Origin of the sequence: Mycobacterium sp. PSTR-4-N, assembly GCF_022348085.1 — a bacterium.
Taxonomy (GTDB): Bacteria; Actinomycetota; Actinomycetes; order Mycobacteriales; family Mycobacteriaceae; genus Mycobacterium.
The window spans coordinates 64644-85757 of sequence record NZ_JAKRFN010000002.1 but is presented as its reverse complement, the minus strand read 5'-3'; the positions used below and the strand labels follow the sequence as shown (position 1 = coordinate 85757).

Here is a 21114-nt window from a genome sequence, read left to right as displayed (position 1 = left end):
TACTCGCCCCGATCGTGTCGCGGTCCGGCTCGCCGCGGCCGAGACGGGGGACGGGTTTGAAGTCGGCAAGTGTTGTGTACGTCACATCCATGATGCTAGCGTGATGAGCATCTACTCGCACCCGTGAGCAAATGCTCACGCGGGAAAGGCGGCGCGGCATCGTGGCGAACCCGACGTCGAACGGTCGGACGGCTCAGGCCGATCTTCCCGACCTCGCGTCGGTCGGTGCCGATGACCTGCGGTTGGCCCTGCGCGCAGCGACGCTCTACTACCTCGACGGGCTCACACAGGCGCAGATCGCCGGCCGACTTGGCGTGTCGCGGCCGACCGCGGGACGACTGATCTCCCGAGCCAAGGCCAAGGGGCTCGTCCGCATCGAGGTGGTGGTGCCGGCCACGCTGCAGGGCAGCCTGCATGCTGACGAGGAACGCGAGCTCGAAGCGACGTTCGGGCTGACGGAGGCGGTCGTCACCGGCCACGGCATCGACGTCGGCGCACCCGGCCGGCCTGCGGCGTTCGCGAGCGTCGGACGCGCCGCCGCGGCTCTGCTCATGAGGCGACTGTCGGCCGACGACGTCCTCGGTTTCACCTGGGGGCCGGAACAGGTCGCGGTCGCGAGCGCGCTGGTGCCGGGTGGGGCCAGCTGCCGCACCGTGGTGCAGCTGGACGGCGCCATGTCGACGGCCGCCTACCAGACCGGCATGGAGTTCATCCTCAGCCGCAGCGCCGATGCGCTCCGCGCCGAGGCCATCCGCTTGCCGGCGCCGCTCTACGCCGATCGGTCCACGGTCGCGTCGATGAGCGCTGACTCGGTGATCTCGCGGACGCTCGAGACGGGCCGCCACGCTGACGCGATGCTGTTCGGCACCGGGGCGGCGTCGACGTCGACCACCCTGTTCGAGGCCAGCTTCCTCGACGTTCGCATGCTCGACGAGCTCGTCGCCCTCGGGGCCGTCGGGGAGATCGGCGGCCGATTCTTCGACGAGTTCGGCACCCCGGTGGTCACCGAGCTCGCGCGGCGCTCGATGTCCGTGCCGCTCGAGGACATCCGCAGATGCCCCAAGACCATCCTGGTCGCCAGCGGGGCGGCCAAACACATTGCCACGCGCGCAGCGTTGCGGGGCGGACTGGCGAAGATGCTGGTCTGCGACATCGATTGTGCCCGATGGCTTTTGAACAACGGATAGTGGAGGTGGAACTGGTGAGGCGAAGATTATCCAAACTGCTGCGCGCGGTCACCGCATGCGCGGCGGCGACGGGTGTGACGCTGACGGCGGGCTGCTCGGGTGCGGGCAGTCTCGGTGCGTCGGACAACGAGGTGACGATCGCGCTGGTGTCGAACTCCCAGATGACCGACGCGCAGGAACTCTCGCGGGAGTTCCTGGCCGAGAACCCGGGCATCACGCTCAAGTTCGTCACGCTCTCGGAGAACCAGGCGCGCGCCAAGATCACCATGTCGACGGCGATGGGCGGCAGCGAGTTCGACGTGGTGATGATCTCCAATTTCGAGACGCCGGAGTGGGCGAAGGACGGCTGGTTGCGGAACTTGTCCGAATACGCACGCAACACTCCCGGTTACGACGAGCAGGACTTCATCCCGTCGCTGCGCAAGTCACTGTCGAACGAGCAGGGCGACATGTACGCCGTGCCGTTCTACGGTGAGTCGTCCTTCCTGATGTACCGCAAGGACATGTTCGCCAAGGCGGGGATACAGGTTCCGCAGGATCCCAATTACCAGCCCCAGTGGTCCGAGGTGGCCGACTGGGCCAAGACCATCAAGGCCAAGGGTGTCTCGGACGCCGGGATCTGCCTGCGTGGCAAGCCCGGCTGGGGTGAGGTGCTCGCCCCACTCGACACGGTGATCAACACCTTCGGCGGCCGGTGGTTCGACCAGAACTGGAACGCACAGCTGGACAGTCCAGAGGTCGCCGAGGCGGTGAAGTTCTACGTCGACCTCATCAACCAGGCCGGTGAACTCGGTGCTTCATCGACGGGATTCCAGGAGTGCGCCAACCTGTTCGGCCAGGGCCAGACCGCCATGTGGTACGACGCCACCTCCGCGGTGTCGGTCCTCGAGGATCCGAAGACCTACCCGGAACTGCAGGGGCAGATCGGCTATCTGCCGGCGCCGATCGTCAAGAAGGAGAATTCGGGTTGGCTCTACACCTGGGCGCTGGCGATACCGAAGGCCGCGAAGAACCCCGACGGCGCATGGAAGTTCATCTCGTGGATGACGAGCAAGGACTACATCAAGCTCGTGGGCGAGAAGTTGGGCTGGGCTCGTGTCCCGCCCGGAAGTCGCACCTCGACCTACACCGATCTACCGCAGTACCAGGCGATCTCGAAATCCTATGGTCCGCTCACGTTGCGGTCGATCGAGAATGCCGATCCTGAACAGCCCACCGTTCAACCCGTTCCGTACGAGGGCGTGCAGTTCGTGCGGATCCCGGAGTTCCAGGATCTCGGAACTCGGGTGAGTCAACAGATCAGCGCGGCGATCGCCGGGCAGAAGTCGGTGGACGACGCGCTCGCCCAAGCCCAGCAGTACGCCGAGGTCGTCGGCCGTGATTACCAGGAGCAGCAGGGATGACCACAACCGTTGAGAACTCCTCGGCCACGGATGACGCCGTCGCCGAACGCGTCCGCAAGATCAAGGAGGGCCAGAACGCCGGCGTCAGCCGAGCCGAGGGCTGGCGTCGACGGGGACCGCTACTGCCGGCCCTGATCTTCATGATCATCGTCACGCAGATCCCGTTCGTGCTCACGCTGTACTACTCCACGTTGTCATGGAATCTGGTGCGGCCCGGTTCGAGCCGATTCGTCGGCCTGGGCAACTACCTCGCCGTCATCCAGGACAGTCAGTTCTGGTCGGTGGCCGTCAACACCGTGGTCCTGATCGTGGGCGTCGTGATCATCTCGGCGTTCCTTGGTCTGCTGTTCGCGCTGCTGCTGGATCGCGCCTTCCCCGGTCGCAGTGTCGTGCGCACACTGCTCATCACCCCGTTCCTGATCACCCCCGTCGCCGCGGCGTTGATCTGGAAGACGACGATCCTCGACCCGAACAACGGCATTCTGAACTGGTTCCTCGGTCTGGTCGGCATCGGGCCGGTGGACTGGATCGGCCAGTTCCCGCTGACCATGGTCATGGTCGAATTGATATGGCAATGGACGCCGTTCATGATGCTGTTGATCCTCGCGGGCCTGACGTCGATGCCGCGCGACCAGCTCGAGGCCGGCCGCGTCGATGGCGCGACGGGCTTCCAGTTGTTCCGCGAACTGACCCTGCCGCACCTGCGGCGGTTCATCGAACTCGGCGTGGTGTTGGGCGCGATCTACCTGATCAACACCTTCGACGCCATCTACATGATGACGCAGGGCGGACCGGGGGTGGCCAGCTCGAACCTGCCGTTCTACATCTACCAGCGCGCGTTCCTGGGATTCGACATGGGCCAGGCTGCCGCGATGGGCGTGGTGGTGGTGATCTTCACGATCGTCATCGCGAACTTCGCACTCCGATTGATCTTCAAATCGTTCTCCGGCAAGGAAGAGGCGGCGTAGCCATGAGCACGGCGAATATGGTTGACACTACGGAAAACACCGATTCCGGAGACGCTCCGCGGTTGGCGAGTAAGAAGAAAGGCCGCACGTTCGACGTGTGGGGCCTGGTGGCGTGGGTCGCCGGTCTCGGCTTCTTCTTCCCGGTGCTGTGGATGGTCCTGACAGCGTTCAAGTCCGAGGGGCAGGCGGCGACGAATCCGCCGACCTTCTTCTTCACACCCACGCTCGATCAGTTCAAGGCCGTCTTCGGTCAGGGGATCGGGCCGGCGATGCTGAATTCGGTGTTCGCGACCGGAATCTCGACGATCCTGGTGCTGCTGCTGGGCGTCCCGGCGGCGTTCGCGCTGTCGCTGCGGCCGGTCCGCAAGACGCAGGACGCGCTGTTCTTCTTCATGAGCACCAAGATGCTCCCGGTTGTCGCGGTGATCCTGCCGCTCTACGTGATCGTCTCGAACATCGGTCTACTGGACAACATCTGGGCCCTCATCATCATGTACACGGCGATGAACCTGCCGATCGCGGTGTGGATGATGCGCTCGTTCTTCCTCGAGGTGCCCGGTGAGTTACTCGAGGCAGCCAGCCTCGACGGGGCGAGCCTGTGGCGTTCGGTGCGCGAGGTGATTCTCCCGCTGGTTTCACCCGGCATCGCGGCGACGGCGTTGATCTGCATCATCTTCGCCTGGAACGAGTTCTTCTTCGCGGTGAATCTCACGGCCGTGAACGCGCAGACCATGCCGGTGTACCTGGTCGGCTTCATCGCCGGGCAGGGGCAGTACTGGGCCGTGCTGTCCGCGGCCGCGACCATGGCCGCCCTCCCCGTGATCCTCTGCGGATGGTTCGCGCAGAACAAGCTGGTGCGCGGCCTCTCGTTCGGCGCGATCAAGTAATCCACCCAGACCTCAGACAGAGCAAGGAGTTTCACATGGCATCGATCACCTACGAGAACGCGTCCTGCATCTACGCCGGCTCCGACAAGCTGGCCGTGGACTCACTCGACCTCGAGATCGCCGACGGCGAGTTCGTCGTGCTCGTCGGCCCGTCCGGGTCGGGTAAGAGCACCGCGCTTCGGATGCTGGCGGGCCTCGAGGACATCGACGAGGGCCACATCCGGATCGGCGGGAAAGACATGGTCGGCGTGCCGTCCAAGGATCGCGACATCGCGATGGTGTTCCAGAACTACGCGCTGTACCCCAACAAAACCGTCGCCGAGAACATGGGATTCGCGCTCAAACTGCGTGGCGTTCCGGCCGACGAGCGGCGCCGCAAAGTCGAGGAGGCCGCCAAGATCCTCGACCTCACCGAGTTCCTGGATCGCAAGCCGGCCAAGCTGTCCGGCGGTCAGCGTCAGCGCGTCGCGATGGGCCGCGCGATCGTCCGCGAGCCGCAGGTGTTCTGCATGGACGAGCCGCTGTCGAACCTCGACGCCAAGCTGCGCGTGCAGACACGCACACAGATCGCGGCACTGCAACGGCGTCTGGGCACCACCACCGTGTACGTCACGCACGACCAGGTCGAGGCGATGACCATGGGTGACCGAGTCGCCGTGCTGCGATTCGGCAAGCTGCAGCAATTCGCCTCGCCCAACGAGCTGTACGACCGGCCCGCCAACGCATTCGTCGCCGGCTTCATCGGCTCGCCCGCGATGAATCTGGTGACGCTGCCCGTCGCGTCCGACGGCGTCAAGATCGGTGACTCCGTGCTGCCGCTGGAGCGCGGCGATCTGACGAAGATCTCGGACGCGGGCCTGTTGGAGGTCACCTTCGGCATCCGGCCCGAGCAGCTCGAGCTCTCCGACGACGGTGACGGCGTGGAGGTCGTGGTGGACCTCGTCGAGGACCTCGGCAGCGAAGCGTACGTCTACACCCACGCCGGCTCCGGGGTCGAACTCGTCGCCCGCTGTAACCCGCGCACCGCGCCCAAGCTCGCCGCGACGGCGACGCTGCGCATCCGGGACGACGCAGCGGTGCACCTGTTCCACCCGAAGTCGGGTGAACGGCTGAACTGACGTGCAGGCGCCATCCGACGGGGGATCGGCGCTGTCACGCCCAGCGGGTGCACGAGCTGACGACTGGTTCCTCGCCCCGTCTCGGGGTGCCGCGGGATACTGGCCGGGTGGAGCGATACGAGCGGGTTCGATTGACGAACCCCGACAAGGTGCTCTACCCGGCGACCGGCACCACGAAGGCCGACGTGTTCGAGTACTACGTCGCGATCGCGGAGTTCATGTTGCCGCACATCGCGGGCCGTCCGGTCACCCGAAAACGGTGGCCCAACGGCGTCGACGCGGCGGACTTCTTCGAGAAGCAGCTCGCGTCGTCGGCGCCGGATTGGTTGCATCGGGCCACGATTCATCACAGGTCGGGTAGCACGACCTACCCGATCATCGACTCCCGCGAGGGGCTGGCGTGGATCGCTCAGCAGGCCGCGCTGGAGGTGCACGTTCCGCAATGGCGGTTCGACACCGGCGGGAACGAGGGCGGAGCGGGGGAACCGGGGCCTGCGACGCGGGTGGTGTTCGATCTGGATCCCGGCGAGGGTGTGACCATGCCGCAAATCGCGGAGGTCGCATTCGCGGTCCGCGAGCTGATGACGGGAATCGGGCTCCGCACCTATCCCGTCACCAGCGGCAGCAAGGGTGTGCACCTGTACGTGCCGCTCACCGAGCCGGTCAGCTCGCGTGGGGCATCGGTTCTCGCCAAACGTGTTGCGCAGCAACTCGAGAAGTCGATGTCGGGGCTGGTCACCGCGACGATGACCAAGAGTCTGCGAGCAGGCCGGGTGTTCCTGGATTGGAGCCAGAACAACGGCGCCAAGACCACGATCTCGCCGTATTCGATGCGCGGACGCGCCGAACCGACTGTTGCGGCACCACGAACCTGGGAAGAGCTCGAGGATCCCGACGTGAGGCACCTGCGTTTCGACGAGGTCCTCGAACGCGTCGAACGCGACGGCGATCTGCTCCACGCTCTGGACGCCGATGCTCCCGTCGCCGACGGGCTCAGCACGTATCGGCGGATGCGCGATCCCGGCAAGACCCCTGAACCGGTGCCGGCGGCGTCGCCGGTCCGCGGCGCCAACGACACCTTCGTGATCCAGGAGCACCACGCGCGCAGGCTCCACTACGACTTCCGACTCGAGCGCGACGGTGTTCTGGTGTCGTGGGCCGTACCGAAGAACCTTCCCGAGACACCGTCGGTGAACCACCTCGCCGTGCACACCGAGGATCACCCGCTCGAATACGCGACATTCGAAGGTGAGATCCCAGCCGGCGAGTACGGCGGCGGCAAGGTCATCGTGTGGGACTCCGGCACGTACGAGACAGAGAAGTTCCTCGATCCCGGGGTCGACGGCGAGAAGCCCATCGAGGGCCGCAAAGGCGAGGTGATCGTCACCCTGCACGGGTCGAAGATCACGGGTCGGTACGCGCTGATCCAGACGGACGGCAAGAACTGGTTGGCGCATCGGATGAAGGAGCAGCACACCTTCACACCGGAGGACATGTCGCCGATGCTCGCCACGCACGGGTCCGTGGCTCACCTGACATCGGCGGTGTGGGCGTTCGAAGGCAAATGGGACGGCTACCGGCTGCTGGTCGACGCCGACCACGGCACGCTGACGCTGACGTCGCGAAGCGGTCGGGATGTCACCCGTGAGTTCCCCCAATTGCAGTCACTGGCAGCTGATCTCGCCGACCACCACGTGATCCTCGACGGGGAGATCGTGGCCCTGGACGCCGACGGTGTGCCGAGTTTTCAAGCGATGCAGCACCGCACCCGCGACACCAACGTCGAGTTCTGGGCGTTCGACATCCTCGCGCTGGACGGGCGCTCACTGCTGCGGGCGAAGTATCGCGACCGGCGCAAGCTGCTCGAGACGCTGGCGCGCGGCGGGGCGCCCATCGTCCCGGACCTGCTGGAGGGTGACGGCGCCGAGGCGCTGGCCCACGTCGAGAAGAGTCGCTACGAGGGTGTGGTCGCCAAGAAGTGGGACTCGACATATCAGCCGGGCCGGCGATCGAAATCGTGGATCAAGGACAAGCTCTGGCGCACACAGGAAGTCGTCATCGGAGGATGGCGCGCGGGGGAGGGTCGCACCAGTGGAATCGGTGCGCTGCTGCTCGGGGTGCCCGACCCAGACGATCCGACCAATGGCCTGCACTTCGTCGGACGCGTCGGCACAGGGTTCACGGACAAGGATCTGGCGTCGCTCAAGGGGATGCTGGAGCCGTTGCACACCGACGAGTCACCCTTCACCGCTCGACTGACCGGACCCGACGCGAAGGGGGTGACATTCGTGCGGCCGGAGTTGGTGGGCGAGGTTCGCTACAGCGAGAGGACGTCGGACGGGCGCCTGCGACAACCGAGTTGGCGTGGGTTGCGACCGGACAAAAGGCCTGACGAGGTGGTGTGGGAGTAGTCGGTGATGCCCACCGTGACGACAGGGTGTCACCGATGTCCTGAGGCATCACAGGTTGAGCGCGATCCCGTCATCGGTCAGCAGTCGTTGGGGTACGCCATGACGGCGAACAGCCTTGTCGAACACGGCGATCGCGGCCTCGGCGGTTTCACTCCAGACGACATGGGAGGCGACCGCGTAGCGGGAGTGATCATCGATGAGCTGGAAGATGACGCACTGGCGGCAGCCGGTGAGGACGTAGCCGGTGGCGTCTAACTGCCAGCGTGCATTCGGCGCGGGATAGACAAATCGCCACCAGGCTGCTGACTTTCATCTTCCGCGATCTGGACATCTGACAGTCCCTCTGGACGTGTCACCATCATTCTCCGGCGACCCTGCCAGAAAGTTTGAGTCAGTCAACTTGTCGGTGGTCGAATGTATGTTCGAAGTATGTCGGTGGGTGTGGCGGAGGCGGTGGCGCAGTTGCGGGCCGGGGTCGATGCCGTGCTCGCCGCCGATCTGAACCTATCCACCGCCGCGGACGTCGTGGAACTGCTCGATGAGCTGCAATCCGCGTCCTGCCGATTGCCGGCCGCCGGACATCGCGCCCTGGCGCGGTTGCAGGAGGAGACGTCTGCGGTGCAGATGGGGGCCAAGAACTGGCGCGACGTGCTGGCGATCCGATACCGGATCAGCGGCTCCGAAGCGCACCGTCGCCTGACAGAGGCCGCGCTGCTGGCTCCCCGCCAGTCGCTCACCGGGACACCGTTACCGCCGGTGCTCGCGGAGACCGCCTCCGCGCAGGCGCAGGGCCGGATCACGCCGGAGCATGTGGAGATCATCCGCAAGGTCGTCGACAAGCTGCCCGGGTTCTGCGACGTGACCACGCGGGAGCAGTTCGAAGCTGATGTAGTGCGCATCGCCACCGGCGCCGGGCCCAAAGCCACCCACGACGCCGCAGAACTGGAACTGTTTCTCCTCGACCAGGACGGCCCCGAACCCGACGACACCGAACGCACCCGGAAACGCTCGCTGACGAAGGGGCGGCAGGGTCGGGACGGGATGACCGCGTGGCGGGCCGATCTGACCCCGGAGGCGGCGGCGATATGGGAGGCGATCTTCGCGAAATACGCCGCCCCCGGTATGTGTAACCCCGACGATGACGAGCCGTGCACGTCGGGGACGCCGACCCAGGCGCAGATCGACGGTGATCATCGCAGCCTGGCCCAGCGCCAGCACGATGCGCTGGTCGCGGTCGGACGGATCGCCCTGATGAGTGGCGAGTTGGGCCAATTGAACGGGTTACCGGTGACGGTGATCGTGCGGACCACGCTGCAAGACTTGGAATCCCGGGCCGGGATCGGGACGACGGGTGGCGGTACTCGGCTGCCTATCAAGGACGTGATCCGCACGGGTGCGCACGCCTCGCATTATTTGGCGGTGTTCGACCGGGCCACCGGATCGGCGCTGGACCTGTTCCGCACCCGCAGGGTGGCGTCGGCGGCGCAGCGGATCATGCTGATCGCCCGCGACGGAGGCTGCACCAAACCCGGCTGCCCCGTCGGCGCCTACGGCTGCCAGGTCCACCACGTCACCCAAGATTGGGCTGATGGTGGGCTCACCAACATCGACGACCTCGGCTTGGCCTGCCCACCCGACAATCGCTCGGTGAAAGACGGTGGCTGGACCACCACGATGAACACCCGCCACGACGTCGAATGGACCCCACCGCCGAACCTCGACACCGGCCAAACCCGCATCAACACCCACCACACCCCCGAACGCCTCCTCCGACCACCCGACGACGAGGAGCCCACCCAGGAATCGGCCGACCCATCAGAACCCGGCGGACCCGCACCACCGGACAACCGGGTCGCGTGAATGCCGCTAGATCGCGACGCCTGCCGCGATCGCCTCGGCCATGCCGCGGGTGGCAAGCACATCGGCCAGTTCGTTGTCGTCGATGCCGGAGTGGCCCTTCACCCAGAACCACTCGACATCGTGTCGCGCACAAGCCTTTTGGAGACGCTGCCACAGGTCGACGTTCTTCACCGGCTGCTTGGCGGCCGTGAGCCAGCCGTTGCGTTCCCAGCCGTGCACCCACTTCGTGATGCCGTTGCGTACGTAGGTGCTGTCGGTGTAGAGGTGTACGACCACGGGCCGGGTCAACGCCTCGAGCGCCATGATGGGGGCCATCAGCTCCATGCGGTTGTTGCTCGTGACGCCGGACTCGCCGCCGCACATCTCGCGCACGTGCTGGCGCTGGCGCAACACCGCACCCCAGCCGCCCGGTCCGGGATTCGGTCGGCAGCCGCCGTCGGTGTGGATCACCACGACGTCACCGGAAGTCTCGACCTGCATGCGCAGAGGATAGGCAACGGGCCCGCCGGTGCGCCCGATGACTCGCCGCGTCACCGCGCCGACGTCGTCGCCGCCCGCGCGCGGATGGCCGGGGCGATCCAGTCGTGCAGATACTGCCGCAACCCCTCGCCGTGGCGGCCCGGCCCGCCGGGGTCGATGATGAACGACTGCAGCGTCCGCAGCATGAACTCCACGAGACCGTCGAGCTGTGCACCGTCGAAACCAGCTGCACGCCAGTCAATGTCGAAGCGTTCCAGGATCGATCGGCCGAAACCGATCGCGACATCGGATGTCACGCCCGCGGTGAACGCGGATGCCTTCCCGGGTTCGACGACCAAGCGCAGGTACCGGTCGTGCGAGAGTTGCTCGAGGGTGTAGGCGATGCCCTCGACAACAGCCTGTGTGGGGTCGCTGATGTCGCCGAGCTTGGCGGTGAGCTGGTCGAGGAAGGCGTCGATCGAGGACAGGGCCGTGGCGGCGAGCAGTGCCTCCTGGGTGGGGAAGTAGCGATACACGGTCTGCCGGGTGATGCCCAGCGTCTGCGCCACGGACGAGACCGTCGCGGGTCGGCCGCCGTCGATCGCCTCGCGGGCGGCGTCGAGGATCCGGCGCGCCGCCTCGTCGTCGTCGCGGGGGATGTCTCCCGACCATCCGTGCCTACGCATGCAGCGATCGTCGCACGTCGTGGCGTCGACCATTGACAATACACTTGACGATAGATGTATGGTCAGGCCCATGGTTGCTTCCACCTCCTGCGATGACGAGGCGTTGACCGAACGGGCGCTCGCGCACGCGGTCGCCGGTACCACCGACATGGCCGATCGCGAATTACGGGTGCCGCTGCACTATTACCGCGACCCGAAGACCACTGACGTCGAAGAGTCGCAGATCCTGCGCCGGGTGCCGCTGGCGATCGTGCCGTCAGCGCAACTGCCGAACAGCAACGACTACGTGGTCCGTTCGGTACTCGGCGATTCGCTCCTGGTCACCCGGGACAGGCAGGGGACCAGCCGCGTGCTGCTGAACTACTGTCGGCACCGTGGCGCCATGCCGGCCTGCGGTTCCGGCAACGCATCACGGTTCGTCTGCCCCTATCACGCCTGGACCTACAAGAACACCGGTGAATTGTTCATGGTGCCCGGGCGCGCCGGCTTCGACTCGATGAACCTGAAGGACTACGGCCTCGTCGAGCTGCCCTCCGAGGAACGGTATGGCTTCATCTGGGCTGTCCTGTCCGCCGACGCGACGATGGACCTGGATGCTCATCTCGGAACCGTGGCAACGGATCTCGAGCGGTGGAGCTACGAGTCCTATGGTTACCACGCAGATCGCGAGTTCACCTCAGGTGTCTCGTGGAAGGGTGCGCTGGAGGCCTTCGCCGAGGGTTATCACTTCCCATTCGTGCACGGGCAGAGCGTGATCGGACAGAACACGCTGGCCAACACCGCGATCTACGACGAGTTCGGTCGGCACCATCGCATCGGATTCCCGTTCACCTGGATCACCAACCTCGACTCCGACGCCTCCGCACCGCGAGACCCGTCGACGAACATGGGTGTCATCTACTGGATCTACCCGAACCTCATCCTCGCCAACAGCCCGGTCGGAGTGGAGATCATCGACATCCTGCCCGCCGGGGAGCCCACCCGCTGCACTGTTCGGCACAGCTGGATGGCACGTGTCCCCGCCCAGAACGACGACATGCGTGCGACGTACGACGCCGTCTACGACAGTGTGCACGCCGCGGTGCGCGACGAGGATTTCGCAATGCTGCCGCAATGCGGCGAGGGGGTGCGCCGCGGTCAGCACGACCACATGATCATCGGCCGCAACGAGATCGCCGTTCAGCACATGATCAAGGTGTTCGCCGACGAGTTGGGTATCGCGCTGTCCTGATCACGTACGGGGCGGGCGCGCCGAGATGAGCGCCGTGCGCACGGACAGGCCCAGTTCGTGATGGCGCAGCGTGGTGATCCTCCGACCGGGCTGCACCGCAGCCTTGACCGTCGAGGTGCGATCGCCGAAGAACCGGGCCGCCTCGTCGATGTCGGTGACCTCGAAGGTGATGCCCCACAGCGTCGACGGGCCCGGGTTCGATGTTGTCGGTGAGCCGACCACTTCGACGATCGTCGCGCCGAAGCGGTAGAAGATCTGTCGGACCGCCCGCTCGCCCACCCAGGCGTCGCGTTCCCGCCGCGGAAGGGCACCGAGGTCACTGAGCGCGCTGACAGTGCGGTCGAGATCGGGTGACATCAGCACGACGTGGTCGATCGCCGTGACACCGTTGCGGTGGACGGTGGACACAGGCACCGGCACGGCGGTATGCGATCTCGTTGTCGGGATGCCGTCCACGTCGTGGCCTGCATGACGTGGTAGCTCGCCGAGCGACCACCCGACGATGCCGGAGCCGCTGTCCCGTCCGACCAGGTCGATGCCGACCCCGCCGATGTGACACGTCTCGCCGGAGTCGACCGTGAAGCCGGCGTCGGTCCACGCCGACGGGGGATCGGCGACCACGAGAGTGTCGATGCGCATGACCGCCGAGTGTGTCAGATCAGCGCGCGAAGTCGGCGGGACGGAACCTGCCGTCGCGCAGCTTGTCCTCGATGTCCTCCAGGCTCCGACCCGTCAGGTCGGGCATGCGGAAGTACACGAACAACCACGCCGCCACGTTGAACAACCCGTAGAGCCACATCGCCGGGCCCACGCCGATCCCGCTGATCAGCGTCAGCAGCGTCAGCGTGATGAGCAGGTTGGTTCCCCACAGGGCCGCGGACTGCACCGCGGTTCCGGCGGGCCGCACCGCGAGGGGATAGGTTTCCGAACCCGTCAACCACCCCATCAGCTGCAACCCGCCGGCGTTGAACAGCATGAACACGACCAGGCACGCGATGATGAACGGCACCGATTCCCGGCCGCTGTTGCCGGTGACGAACAGTGCGCCGAGCACGAACAGGCTCAGGGCGGCACCCGGGATCATGATCAGCGTGAGTCTGCGCCTGCCCACCCTGTCGATGATCGACAGCCCGACCAGCTGCGCCACCAGATAGCTGACCCCGAGCGCGACGGACACCTGGAGCGCCACCGAATCCGAGAAACCGTTGTCGGTCAGGATGGTCGGCGAGTAGTAGATGATCATCTCGATGCCGCTGAGCTGCGTGAAAATCGCTATGCCGCAACCGAGAACGAGCGCCGGACGGACCCACGCCGCACGCAGGCCCGGCCACCCCTTGGTCTTCGCGGTCTGCTCCTTGCGGGTCAGCTCGGCCATCTCCGCGAGCTCTCCGTCGACGTCGTAGCCCGACGGCCGCACTCCTTCGAGCACGTCTCGGGCGTCGTCGCCCCGATCGTTTTTCACCAGCCAGCGAGGGCTCTCGGGCAGCCGCATCAACAGCACGAGCATGACCGCGGCCGGGACGGCGGCGGCACCGATCGACCATCGCCAGGGAATGTGTTCGGTGGCACCGACGATCGTCGCGATGACGATGCCGACCCCGATCGCGATCTGGAAGCACAGCACCAGCCGGCCGCGATACTTCGGCGGCGCCAGTTCGGCCACGTACATCGGCGCCGTCTGCGTTGCACCACCGACCGCGAAGCCGAGGACCAATCGACCCAGGGAGAGGATCAGCGGATTCGGCGCGATGGCACACCACAGCGCGCCGACGACGAACACCACCGCGAGCATCACCAGCGTGCCCTTGCGGCCCCGCTTCTCCGACAGGTAGCTACAGGTCAGAGCGCCGATCACGGCGCCGAGCAGGATGCTCGCCGCGATCACCTGCTTCCACGACTCCTCGATCCCGAAATCCTCCGTGATCTGCAGCAGCGCCCCGGAGATGATGCCGGTGTCGTAGCCGTACAACATGCCCGACACAGCGGACACCAGGGCCACGATGATCGCCGCGCCGGTCAACTGGCCCGGTGCGGTGGCCCGGTCGTGATCCGACGCAGCGGTGTGATGCGAACTCATCGGAGGCCTCCTTGGCCGCGACAGTGTGCGGCAGCAGCGAACGCTGCTGCCGCACAACAGGTGTGGGACTAGTCGTCGTCCTTGTCGGACTTCTTGTCGTCGCCATCCTTCTCGGATTTGTCGTCCGCGTCGTCGGAATCCTTGTCGTCGGAGTCCTTGTCGGAGTCCTTGTTGTCGGAATCTTTGTTGTCGGAGTCCGACGACGAGGAGACCAGTTCGAGGACTGCCCAGTGACTCGGCGACAACAGCACCGACCACTTGTCTTTCTCGCGGCCCAGCTTCAGCACACCGTCGTCGAGTTCCCAGACGGTGTCGTCGTCGTGCGTGGATTCCTGCCCATCCGAATACGTGAGTTTGAACGCCATGCCGGTGTGTGCCCCAACCTCGGCAGTGTTAATCCCGTCACACCATGGGAAGTGAGCGCGGCGATGTCCTCAGCGGGGGGCGTTGGCCAGGAACGTGTGCACGATGTCGCGCTGCCACCCCGACACCGTCAGGCTGCGCACATCGACAAAACCATTGCGCTTCAGTCGTTCCCGGAAAGCGGAGGCGCCGTCGAAGTCGTTGACACTGGTGCGCAGGTAGCGGTAGAGCCCGGCGTCACCCGACCGGATCTTGCCCGCCGGAATGATGATCGCGGCGCACACCAAATTCCACGTCACCCGGGCGACGGCGGAATCACGCACCGAGTACTCGTGCGCGGCGAACACGCCGCCGGGGGCCAGCAGTCCGCGCAGGGTCTGCAGCACCGGATCGGGGTCGGTGAGGTTACGCACCAGATAGGCCGCCAGGATGCCGTCGAACGGTCCGGTGACCCCCGCCTCGGCGAGACCCTCGGCGCGGCTGTGCACGAAGCGTACGGAGTCCGGCCACTGCTTGGCCCGGGCCTGCTCCAGCATTCCGGCCGACCCGTCGACGCCGATGATCTCCGCGTGCGGTGCGGCCTCCAGTAGCGCGGCCGTGGACGCCCCGGTGCCGCAGCCGATGTCGAGCAGCCGCAGCCCGCGTCCCTGGTCGGGGAGCTGCATGCGCTGCGCCGACAGTCGGAGGTGCTCGTGATAACCCGGGTTCGAGCCGACCAGACCGTCGTAGGCGTCGGCGCCGGCATCGAAGGCGTCGGGAACGTCGTAGGCACCGCGTGTCATCGGTCGAACTCTACCGATCCCGTGCTATAGCTTCGCGATCACGTTCTCGGCGAACATCTCCAGATTGCGGATCTTCGTCTCGAGCGGTTCGGTGTCCGGGCCGGTGATGTACGGGACGCGGAACCCGACGATGACGTCGGTGATGCCTTTGTCCTCGAGCCGTTTGACGCCGTCGAGGGTGTAGGCGTCGATCGAGATGACGTGGATCTGATAGTCCTCGTTGTCGGCGCTGCCCTCCTCCTCGCGGAAGCGGGCCAGCTTCGTCAGCAGTGCGTCGAGTTCCTCCGGGTCGCCACCGCCGTGCATCCAGCCGTCATTGCGGGCGGCGCGGCGCAGTGCGGCGTCGGCGTGCCCGCCGATCAGGATGGGCACCGGGCGCGACGGCGCGGGCGTCATCTTCGTCTTGGGGATGTCGTAGAACTCGCCGTGGAACTCGAAGTACTCACCCGAGGTGAGGCCGCGGATGATCTCGATGCATTCGTCCATCCGCTTGCCGCGCCGGGCGAACGGCACGCCCAGCAGTTCGTAGTCCTCGGGCCAGGGGCTGGTGCCCACCCCGAGTCCCAGCCGATTGTCGAACAGGGCGGCCAACGATCCCGCCTGCTTGGCGACCAGGGCCGGCGGGCGGATGGGCAGCTTGAGCACGAAATGGTTGAAGTGCAGGGTGGTCGTCACCGCGCACAGGGCGGCGGTGAGGACGAACGACTCGATGAACGCTTTGCCGTCGAGGAACTCCCGGCTGCCGTCGGGCGTGTACGGGTAAGTCGAGTCGGACTCGAACGGGTAGGCGATGCTGTCGGGAATCGTCATCGCGTGATAGCCCGCGGCCTCGGCGGCTTTGGCCAGCGGGATGTAGTACGTCGGATCGGTCATCGCTTCTGCAAAGGTGAACCGCACATCGCCTCCTGCTCGTCCCTGCACCGCATACTAGAACGTGTTCTAGATCGCGCGGGCCGCAACGGCCGTACCGGCTCTCAGACGTCAGGAATCTCGATGTCGGTGGTTGCCAGAGCGAAGGGCGGGGTTCCGGCGCCGACCACGGTGAGGCCACCCTGCGAGGTCCGCTCCGTCAGCCGCGCCGGCACCGATTCGCCGTCCGCGGCGATCTCGACATCGGTAGGCAGTCGCAGACCAGTCATCTCCGCGAAAAAAGTTCCACGCCAATGGAACAGGCCGTCGACCGGGTCCAGCCATCCGGTCAGTCGCACCCGTGCCCGGTGGTCGTCACCGTCGACCGTGACGGTGGCGATGCCGTCGTACACGGCGTCATCGTCGACGATGTCCTCGCCGGTGTGTTGCACCTCGAACGCCGAAGGGATCTTCGTGCCGACCACTCGCCAGTAGCGACCGCCGCGGTGCTCACCCGATCGGGCCCGCCGACTGAACATCCGCTGGGTCGCGGGACGGACCTCGATGCGGGAGCCACCCGTGCGGCCGAGGTGAGCGAGGCACTTGGCGATGTAGCTCTTCTGCGCGGCGGTGTCGGGACCGGTCAGCAGGAAGTAGTTCGGCACGCCGGACACCGCGACGCCGAGATAGGGCACCAGTCCGTCTGGTGGCGGTGCGGTCCCGTCGGGCAGCGTGCCGTCTGTTGCGATCAAGACGCGTGCCGTGCGGTCGCCCACCCGCCACACGTGTGTCCGCTCGTCGAACTCGGCGGAGACCGAGTCGCTGACGTACATGACCGTCTCGGTCACAGAAACCCGCTGCGCGTCCACGCGCGTCGGGCGACCGGACCCATCAGGCCGACCTCGGTCAGAAACGCCGCCAACGGAGCGAAGCCCATGACTTGGACCTCGCGGCGATGCGGGCTCCTGCGCGCAACCCGCCGCGCCTCGCGCGAGTCCAGGCCCACCCGCGCGTACTGGACACGGTTGGTGAACAAGTGCCGGAAGAACAACCCGCCGGCCCCGTTGACGTTGCCGACCCACATCCGCGAGACCCGACCCAGCTGCGGCGCGCGTTTGCGCAGACCGTCGCGGGCGAACTGGATGTGGCGGGCCTCCTCGGTGACGTGGATGCGCATCAGGCGCTGCACCAGGGGCTGCAACTCCGGATCGTCCATCATCTGACGCTGCAGGGAATCGAAGATCTCCTCGCCGACCAGCGCGGCGACCCACAGCAGTGAGCCCTGGAACGCGAACGGCAGCATGTTGATGATCACGCGTTGATACAGCTTGGGTCGCACCGGTTTCGCGCCGATGCGCTGGATCGCCTTGCCGAACATCACCATGTGGCGGGTCTCGTCGCCCAGTTCGGTGAGCTCGTAGTGCGTGGCCCGCGCCGTCGGGTCCTGATGCATCTTGCGCAGCAGGGCCTGGTTGAGGATGTTCTCGAACCAGATTCCGGCCGAGAGCGTGTTCGCCAGCTCCTGGCGTGACAGCTCGATCTGCTCGTCGCGAGACATGCTGTCCCACAGGGGCGTTCCGTACAATGACACCAGCCTGGGCGGCAGGAAGAACTTGTCCGGCTCCAGCGGCGCATCCCAGTCGATGTCGACGATCGGGGCGAACGATTTCTTGACCGATCCCTTGAGCAGTCGATCGGCGAACACGTCGCGGGTCGGGGCGGTGCTGCGCGGGGCGGGTGGAGCCGTCATCGTCGACGTCCCTTCGTCGTGGTGCTCACGACGTTAAGGAGCCGTGCGCCACCATGTCAATACCTGCGGTACCGGGTACTTTCGGTACTGGCTGTCGGGAACGCCGACGGGGCATGATGACCGATGTGACCTCGTTTCTGCTGCGTGCCGCCCTCACCGGGGTGGCGCTGTGGGTGGTGACCCTGGTCGTCCCGGGGATCGCCTTCGTCGGGGGCGATTCGACCGCCGCCCGGATCGGCATCGTCTTCGTGGTGGCCGTCATCTTCGGGCTGGTCAACGCCATCATCAAGCCGATCGTGCAGATCATCTCGATCCCGCTCTACATCCTCACGCTCGGCCTGATCCACATCGTGATCAACGCGCTGATGCTCTGGATCACCTCGTCCATCACCGAGCGCACCACCCACTGGGGTCTGTCCATCGACGACTTCTGGTGGACCGCGATCTGGGCGGCGATCGTGTTGTCGATCGTGAGTTGGGTGCTCTCACTGCTCGTCAAGGCAGACTGAACAGATGCCCGAACTACCCGAGATCGAAGCCCTCGCCGATCATCTGCGCCGGCATGCGGTCGGGCAGATCGTGCGGCGGGTGGATGTCGGCGCGCTGTCGGTGCTCAAGACGTTCGACCCGCCGCTGTCCGCGCTGCACGGTCAGGAGGTGACCGGTGCGAACCGCTGGGGCAAATACCTGGGGCTGCAGGCCGGAGACCTCCACTTGATCACCCATCTGTCGCGTGCCGGGTGGTTGCGATGGTCGGACAAGCTGTCACCGGTCCCGCCGAAGCCGGGCAAGGGACCCATCGCGCTGCGGGTGCATCTCGGGGAGGAGGGGCTCGGGTTCGATCTGACCGAGGCCGGCACGCAGAAGCGACTGGCGGTGTGGCTGACCACCGACCCGATGGCCGTGCCGCAGATCGCGTCGCTGGGACCCGATGCGTTGGCGCTCACGGTCGACGGGCTGGCCGATGTGCTGCAGACAAATTCCGGGCGCATCAAGACCGTCATCACCGACCAGAAGGTGATCGCCGGGATCGGCAACGCCTACAGCGACGAGATCCTCCACGTGGCCCGGCTGTCGCCGTTCGCGACGGCCAACAAGCTCACCGACGCGCAACTCGCCGCGCTGCACGACGCGATGATCTCGGTGCTCACCGATGCGGTCTCGCGGTCGGTCGGCCAGCAGGCCGCCACGCTCAAGGGCGAGAAGCGATCCGGGTTGCGGGTGCACGCCCGCACGGGCATGCCATGCCCGGTCTGCGGCGACACCGTGCGCGAAGTCTCGTTCGCGGACAAGTCGTTTCAGTACTGCCCGACGTGTCAGACCGGTGGCAAAGTGCTCGCGGACCGGCGCATGTCGCGCCTGCTGAAGTAGCCGCTGACGTCGCTCACGCAGCGGGCGGACCGGGGGACCTCGATGTCGGTGCACTTGTCTAACTCGGTTATCCTGCGGCAATGACTCGGCAGAAGATCCTGATCACCGGTGCGAGTTCGGGGCTCGGCGCCGGAATGGCCCGCCAGTTCGCCGCCAAGGGGCGCGACCTCGCGCTGTGCGCCCGACGCCTCGACAACCTCGACGAGCTCAAGGCCGAGATCACCGCCCGCTATCCCGGCGTGCGCGTGGCCGTGGCCGCTCTCGACGTCAACGACCACGATCAGGTGCCCAAGGTCTTCGGTGCACTCTCCGATGAGCTCGGCGGTATCGACTGCGTGATCGTCAACGCCGGCATCGGGAAGGGCTATCCGCTGGGCGGCGGCAAACTGTGGGCCAACAAGGCCACGATCGAGACGAATCTCGTTGCCGCCCTTGTGCAGATCGAGACCGCCATGGAGATGTTCAAGGCGGCGGGCAAGGGCCACCTCGTCCTGGTCTCCTCCGTCCTGGGCAACGTCGGCGTGCCCGGCCACAAGGCCGCCTATGCGGCGAGCAAGGCCGGTGTCACCTCCCTGGGCGAGTCGCTGCGCGCGGAATACCCCTCGGGACCCATCAAGATCACCGTGCTCGAGCCCGGCTACATCGAATCCGAGATGACCGCCAAGTCGAACACGACGATGCTGATGGTCGACAACGAGACCGGCGTCAAAGCGATGGTCGACGCGATCGAGAAGGAAAAGGGCCGCGCCGTCGTCCCCGGTTGGCCGTGGTGGCCGCTGGTCGAGGTGATGAAGCTGCTGCCGCCCAAATACACCAAACGCTTCGCCTGACAGGTTCGCCCGCGGGCGCGGGTGCTTTCATGGACCGATGACGGACCGGCATCTCAACCGACGCACCGTGATGGCGATGACGGGGATCGGCCTGCTCGGCGCGGCCCTCCCCAGTGCCCCGGCCCAGGCCACGCCGTGGCGCGGTCCCGCCCCTGCCGCACCGCCGCCGGCCGGCAAGTACCTGTTCGAAGACCACTTCGACGGCCCTGCCGGCTCGGCGCCCGACCGGTCGAAGTGGGAGATCGCCACCGCGCGCGAATCCATGGAGGACCCCACCTACTGGGAGCTGCCCGGCAACGTCGGCCAGTACCGGGACGACCGTCGCAACGTCTACCTCGACGGCAAGTCGAACTTGGTGTTCCACGCCGCCAAGGACGGTGACACCTACTACAGCGGCAAGATCTTCGGCACCTTCCGGGGCGGCATCGGGCACAACTGGGAAGCCCGCATCAAGCTCAACTGCCTGACCCCCGGCTGCTGGCCGGCGTGGTATCTCGCCAACAACAACCCCGTCAACGGTGGCGAGGTCGACATCATGGAGTGGTACGGCAACGGCCACTGGGCGCCCGGCACCGCCGTGCACGCCAAGCTCAACGGCGGCGAACACGTCAGCCAGACCATCAGCGTGGACAGCGCCTGGCACACCTGGCGGGTGCAGTGGGACGACGCGGGCATGCGGTTCTGGCGGGACTACACCGACGGCGCCGCACCGTACTTCGACGTGCCGGCCCACGCGCTGCCCGACTGGCAGTTCAACGAGCCGGGCTATCAACTGTTCCCGATCCTCGACCTGGCCGTCGCAGGCTCCGGCGGCGGCGATCCCAGCGGTGGCAGCTATCCGGCCGAGATGCTGATCGACTACGTCCGCGTCTGGTGAGCCGA

General features: G+C 66.2%; 20 protein-coding genes and 3 pseudogenes. 13 read left to right on the top strand and 10 right to left on the bottom strand.

Annotation, left to right across the window (positions count from 1 at the left end; genetic code table 11):
* Positions 1–161 precede the first annotated feature (161 nt).
* The 6 genes from MHN84_RS03700 (at position 162) to MHN84_RS03675 (ending at position 7974) form a co-directional block, all read left to right on the top strand.
* A complete protein-coding gene (locus tag MHN84_RS03700) occupies positions 162–1187 on the top strand; it encodes a sugar-binding transcriptional regulator (protein ID WP_374238308.1) in 1026 nt (341 codons plus the stop codon).
* A gap of 35 nt (positions 1188–1222) precedes the next feature.
* Positions 1223–2590: a sugar ABC transporter substrate-binding protein gene (locus tag MHN84_RS03695; protein WP_255729932.1), complete on the top strand. Its 1368-nt coding sequence runs from the start codon at positions 1223–1225 to the stop codon at positions 2588–2590.
* Complete coding sequence (locus MHN84_RS03690) at positions 2587–3558, top strand: carbohydrate ABC transporter permease (RefSeq protein WP_241203285.1); 972 nt, start codon at positions 2587–2589, stop codon at positions 3556–3558. Before MHN84_RS03695 ends, MHN84_RS03690 begins: the two co-directional genes overlap by 4 nt.
* 2 nt (positions 3559–3560) lie before the next feature.
* Complete coding sequence (locus MHN84_RS03685; RefSeq protein WP_374238307.1) at positions 3561–4445, top strand: carbohydrate ABC transporter permease; 885 nt, start codon at positions 3561–3563, stop codon at positions 4443–4445.
* 35 nt (positions 4446–4480) lie between these two features.
* Positions 4481–5563: an ABC transporter ATP-binding protein gene (locus MHN84_RS03680; protein WP_241203283.1), complete on the top strand. Its 1083-nt coding sequence runs from the start codon at positions 4481–4483 to the stop codon at positions 5561–5563.
* Between the two features lie 107 nt (positions 5564–5670).
* Positions 5671–7974 (top strand): ATP-dependent DNA ligase, encoded by a 2304-nt coding sequence (locus tag MHN84_RS03675; protein ID WP_241203282.1) that lies wholly within the window; start codon positions 5671–5673, stop codon positions 7972–7974.
* Between the two features lie 54 nt (positions 7975–8028).
* On the opposite strand, the pseudogene MHN84_RS03670 reads toward MHN84_RS03675, so the two are convergent.
* Positions 8029–8238: pseudogene (locus MHN84_RS03670) on the bottom strand (DDE-type integrase/transposase/recombinase); the annotation flags it as partial.
* A 150-nt stretch (positions 8239–8388) separates the two neighbouring features.
* Here MHN84_RS03670 and MHN84_RS03665 point away from each other — a divergent pair.
* Positions 8389–9834, top strand: a complete 1446-nt coding sequence (locus tag MHN84_RS03665) for an HNH endonuclease signature motif containing protein (RefSeq protein ID WP_241203281.1) — start codon at positions 8389–8391, stop codon at positions 9832–9834.
* A gap of 6 nt (positions 9835–9840) precedes the next feature.
* Here the strand turns inward: MHN84_RS03665 and rnhA are convergent, their stop codons facing one another.
* Both rnhA and MHN84_RS03655 read right to left on the bottom strand, forming a co-directional pair.
* The gene (gene rnhA, locus MHN84_RS03660) at positions 9841–10314 is read right to left on the bottom strand and encodes a ribonuclease HI (RefSeq protein ID WP_241203280.1); all 474 of its coding nucleotides are present in this window, start codon (positions 10312–10314) and stop codon (positions 9841–9843) included.
* A gap of 50 nt (positions 10315–10364) precedes the next feature.
* Positions 10365–10979, bottom strand: coding sequence for a TetR/AcrR family transcriptional regulator (locus tag MHN84_RS03655; protein ID WP_241203279.1), 615 nt, complete (start codon positions 10977–10979; stop codon positions 10365–10367).
* A gap of 70 nt (positions 10980–11049) precedes the next feature.
* Between MHN84_RS03655 and MHN84_RS03650 the strand changes: the two genes are divergently transcribed.
* Entirely contained in the window at positions 11050–12210 is a 1161-nt protein-coding gene (locus tag MHN84_RS03650; protein WP_241203278.1) for an aromatic ring-hydroxylating dioxygenase subunit alpha, read from the top strand.
* On the opposite strand, the gene MHN84_RS03645 is transcribed toward MHN84_RS03650, so the two are convergent.
* The 7 genes and pseudogenes from MHN84_RS03645 to MHN84_RS03615 form a co-directional block, all read right to left on the bottom strand.
* Entirely contained in the window at positions 12211–12849 is a 639-nt protein-coding gene (locus MHN84_RS03645; protein ID WP_241203277.1) for a VOC family protein, read from the bottom strand.
* A gap of 19 nt (positions 12850–12868) precedes the next feature.
* Positions 12869–14287, bottom strand: a complete 1419-nt coding sequence (locus MHN84_RS03640; protein ID WP_241203276.1) for a sugar porter family MFS transporter — start codon at positions 14285–14287, stop codon at positions 12869–12871.
* A 68-nt stretch (positions 14288–14355) separates the two neighbouring features.
* Complete coding sequence (locus MHN84_RS03635; protein ID WP_241203275.1) at positions 14356–14652, bottom strand: hypothetical protein; 297 nt, start codon at positions 14650–14652, stop codon at positions 14356–14358.
* A gap of 69 nt (positions 14653–14721) precedes the next feature.
* A complete protein-coding gene (locus MHN84_RS03630; RefSeq protein WP_241203274.1) occupies positions 14722–15432 on the bottom strand; it encodes a class I SAM-dependent methyltransferase in 711 nt (236 codons plus the stop codon).
* A 24-nt stretch (positions 15433–15456) separates the two neighbouring features.
* The gene (locus MHN84_RS03625) at positions 15457–16329 is read right to left on the bottom strand and encodes an LLM class flavin-dependent oxidoreductase (protein ID WP_241203273.1); all 873 of its coding nucleotides are present in this window, start codon (positions 16327–16329) and stop codon (positions 15457–15459) included.
* A 77-nt stretch (positions 16330–16406) separates the two neighbouring features.
* Positions 16407–17129, bottom strand: coding sequence for a DUF4873 domain-containing protein (locus MHN84_RS29860; protein WP_241203272.1), 723 nt, complete (start codon positions 17127–17129; stop codon positions 16407–16409).
* Positions 17129–18031 (bottom strand): annotated as a pseudogene (locus tag MHN84_RS03615) (diiron oxygenase); the annotation flags it as partial. The gene MHN84_RS29860 and the pseudogene MHN84_RS03615, both read right to left, overlap by 1 nt.
* Before the next feature lie 125 nt (positions 18032–18156).
* On the opposite strand from MHN84_RS03615, the gene MHN84_RS03610 reads away from it, so the two are divergent.
* The 5 genes and pseudogenes from MHN84_RS03610 to MHN84_RS03590 all read left to right on the top strand — a co-directional run bounded on the left by MHN84_RS03610 (position 18157) and on the right by MHN84_RS03590 (position 21109).
* Positions 18157–18540, top strand: coding sequence for a phage holin family protein (locus MHN84_RS03610; protein ID WP_241203271.1), 384 nt, complete (start codon positions 18157–18159; stop codon positions 18538–18540).
* Between the two features lie 4 nt (positions 18541–18544).
* Positions 18545–18790 (top strand): annotated as a pseudogene (locus MHN84_RS03605) (DNA-formamidopyrimidine glycosylase family protein); the annotation flags it as partial.
* Between the two features lie 138 nt (positions 18791–18928).
* Entirely contained in the window at positions 18929–19402 is a 474-nt protein-coding gene (locus MHN84_RS03600) for a zinc finger domain-containing protein (RefSeq protein WP_241203537.1), read from the top strand.
* Positions 19403–19482: 80 nt separating this feature from the next.
* A complete protein-coding gene (locus MHN84_RS03595) occupies positions 19483–20232 on the top strand; it encodes an SDR family oxidoreductase (RefSeq protein ID WP_241203270.1) in 750 nt (249 codons plus the stop codon).
* A 37-nt stretch (positions 20233–20269) separates the two neighbouring features.
* Positions 20270–21109, top strand: a complete 840-nt coding sequence (locus MHN84_RS03590; protein WP_241203269.1) for a family 16 glycosylhydrolase — start codon at positions 20270–20272, stop codon at positions 21107–21109.
* Positions 21110–21114 lie beyond the last annotated feature (5 nt).

Coding starts and splice junctions, on each gene's coding strand:
- MHN84_RS03635 (WP_241203275.1), bottom strand. CDS start 14,652: ATGGCGTTCAAACTCACGTATTCGGATGGGCAGGAATCCACGCACGAC.
- MHN84_RS03645 (WP_241203277.1), bottom strand. CDS start 12,849: ATGCGCATCGACACTCTCGTGGTCGCCGATCCCCCGTCGGCGTGGACC.
- MHN84_RS03630 (WP_241203274.1), bottom strand. CDS start 15,432: ATGACACGCGGTGCCTACGACGTTCCCGACGCCTTCGATGCCGGCGCC.
- MHN84_RS03595 (WP_241203270.1), top strand. CDS start 19,483: ATGACTCGGCAGAAGATCCTGATCACCGGTGCGAGTTCGGGGCTCGGC.
- MHN84_RS03640 (WP_241203276.1), bottom strand. CDS start 14,287: ATGAGTTCGCATCACACCGCTGCGTCGGATCACGACCGGGCCACCGCA.
- MHN84_RS03680 (WP_241203283.1), top strand. CDS start 4,481: ATGGCATCGATCACCTACGAGAACGCGTCCTGCATCTACGCCGGCTCC.
- MHN84_RS03685 (WP_374238307.1), top strand. CDS start 3,561: ATGAGCACGGCGAATATGGTTGACACTACGGAAAACACCGATTCCGGA.
- MHN84_RS03590 (WP_241203269.1), top strand. CDS start 20,270: ATGACGGACCGGCATCTCAACCGACGCACCGTGATGGCGATGACGGGG.
- MHN84_RS03650 (WP_241203278.1), top strand. CDS start 11,050: ATGGTTGCTTCCACCTCCTGCGATGACGAGGCGTTGACCGAACGGGCG.
- MHN84_RS03600 (WP_241203537.1), top strand. CDS start 18,929: ATGGCCGTGCCGCAGATCGCGTCGCTGGGACCCGATGCGTTGGCGCTC.
- rnhA (WP_241203280.1), bottom strand. CDS start 10,314: ATGCAGGTCGAGACTTCCGGTGACGTCGTGGTGATCCACACCGACGGC.
- MHN84_RS03665 (WP_241203281.1), top strand. CDS start 8,389: ATGTATGTTCGAAGTATGTCGGTGGGTGTGGCGGAGGCGGTGGCGCAG.
- MHN84_RS03655 (WP_241203279.1), bottom strand. CDS start 10,979: ATGCGTAGGCACGGATGGTCGGGAGACATCCCCCGCGACGACGACGAG.
- MHN84_RS03690 (WP_241203285.1), top strand. CDS start 2,587: ATGACCACAACCGTTGAGAACTCCTCGGCCACGGATGACGCCGTCGCC.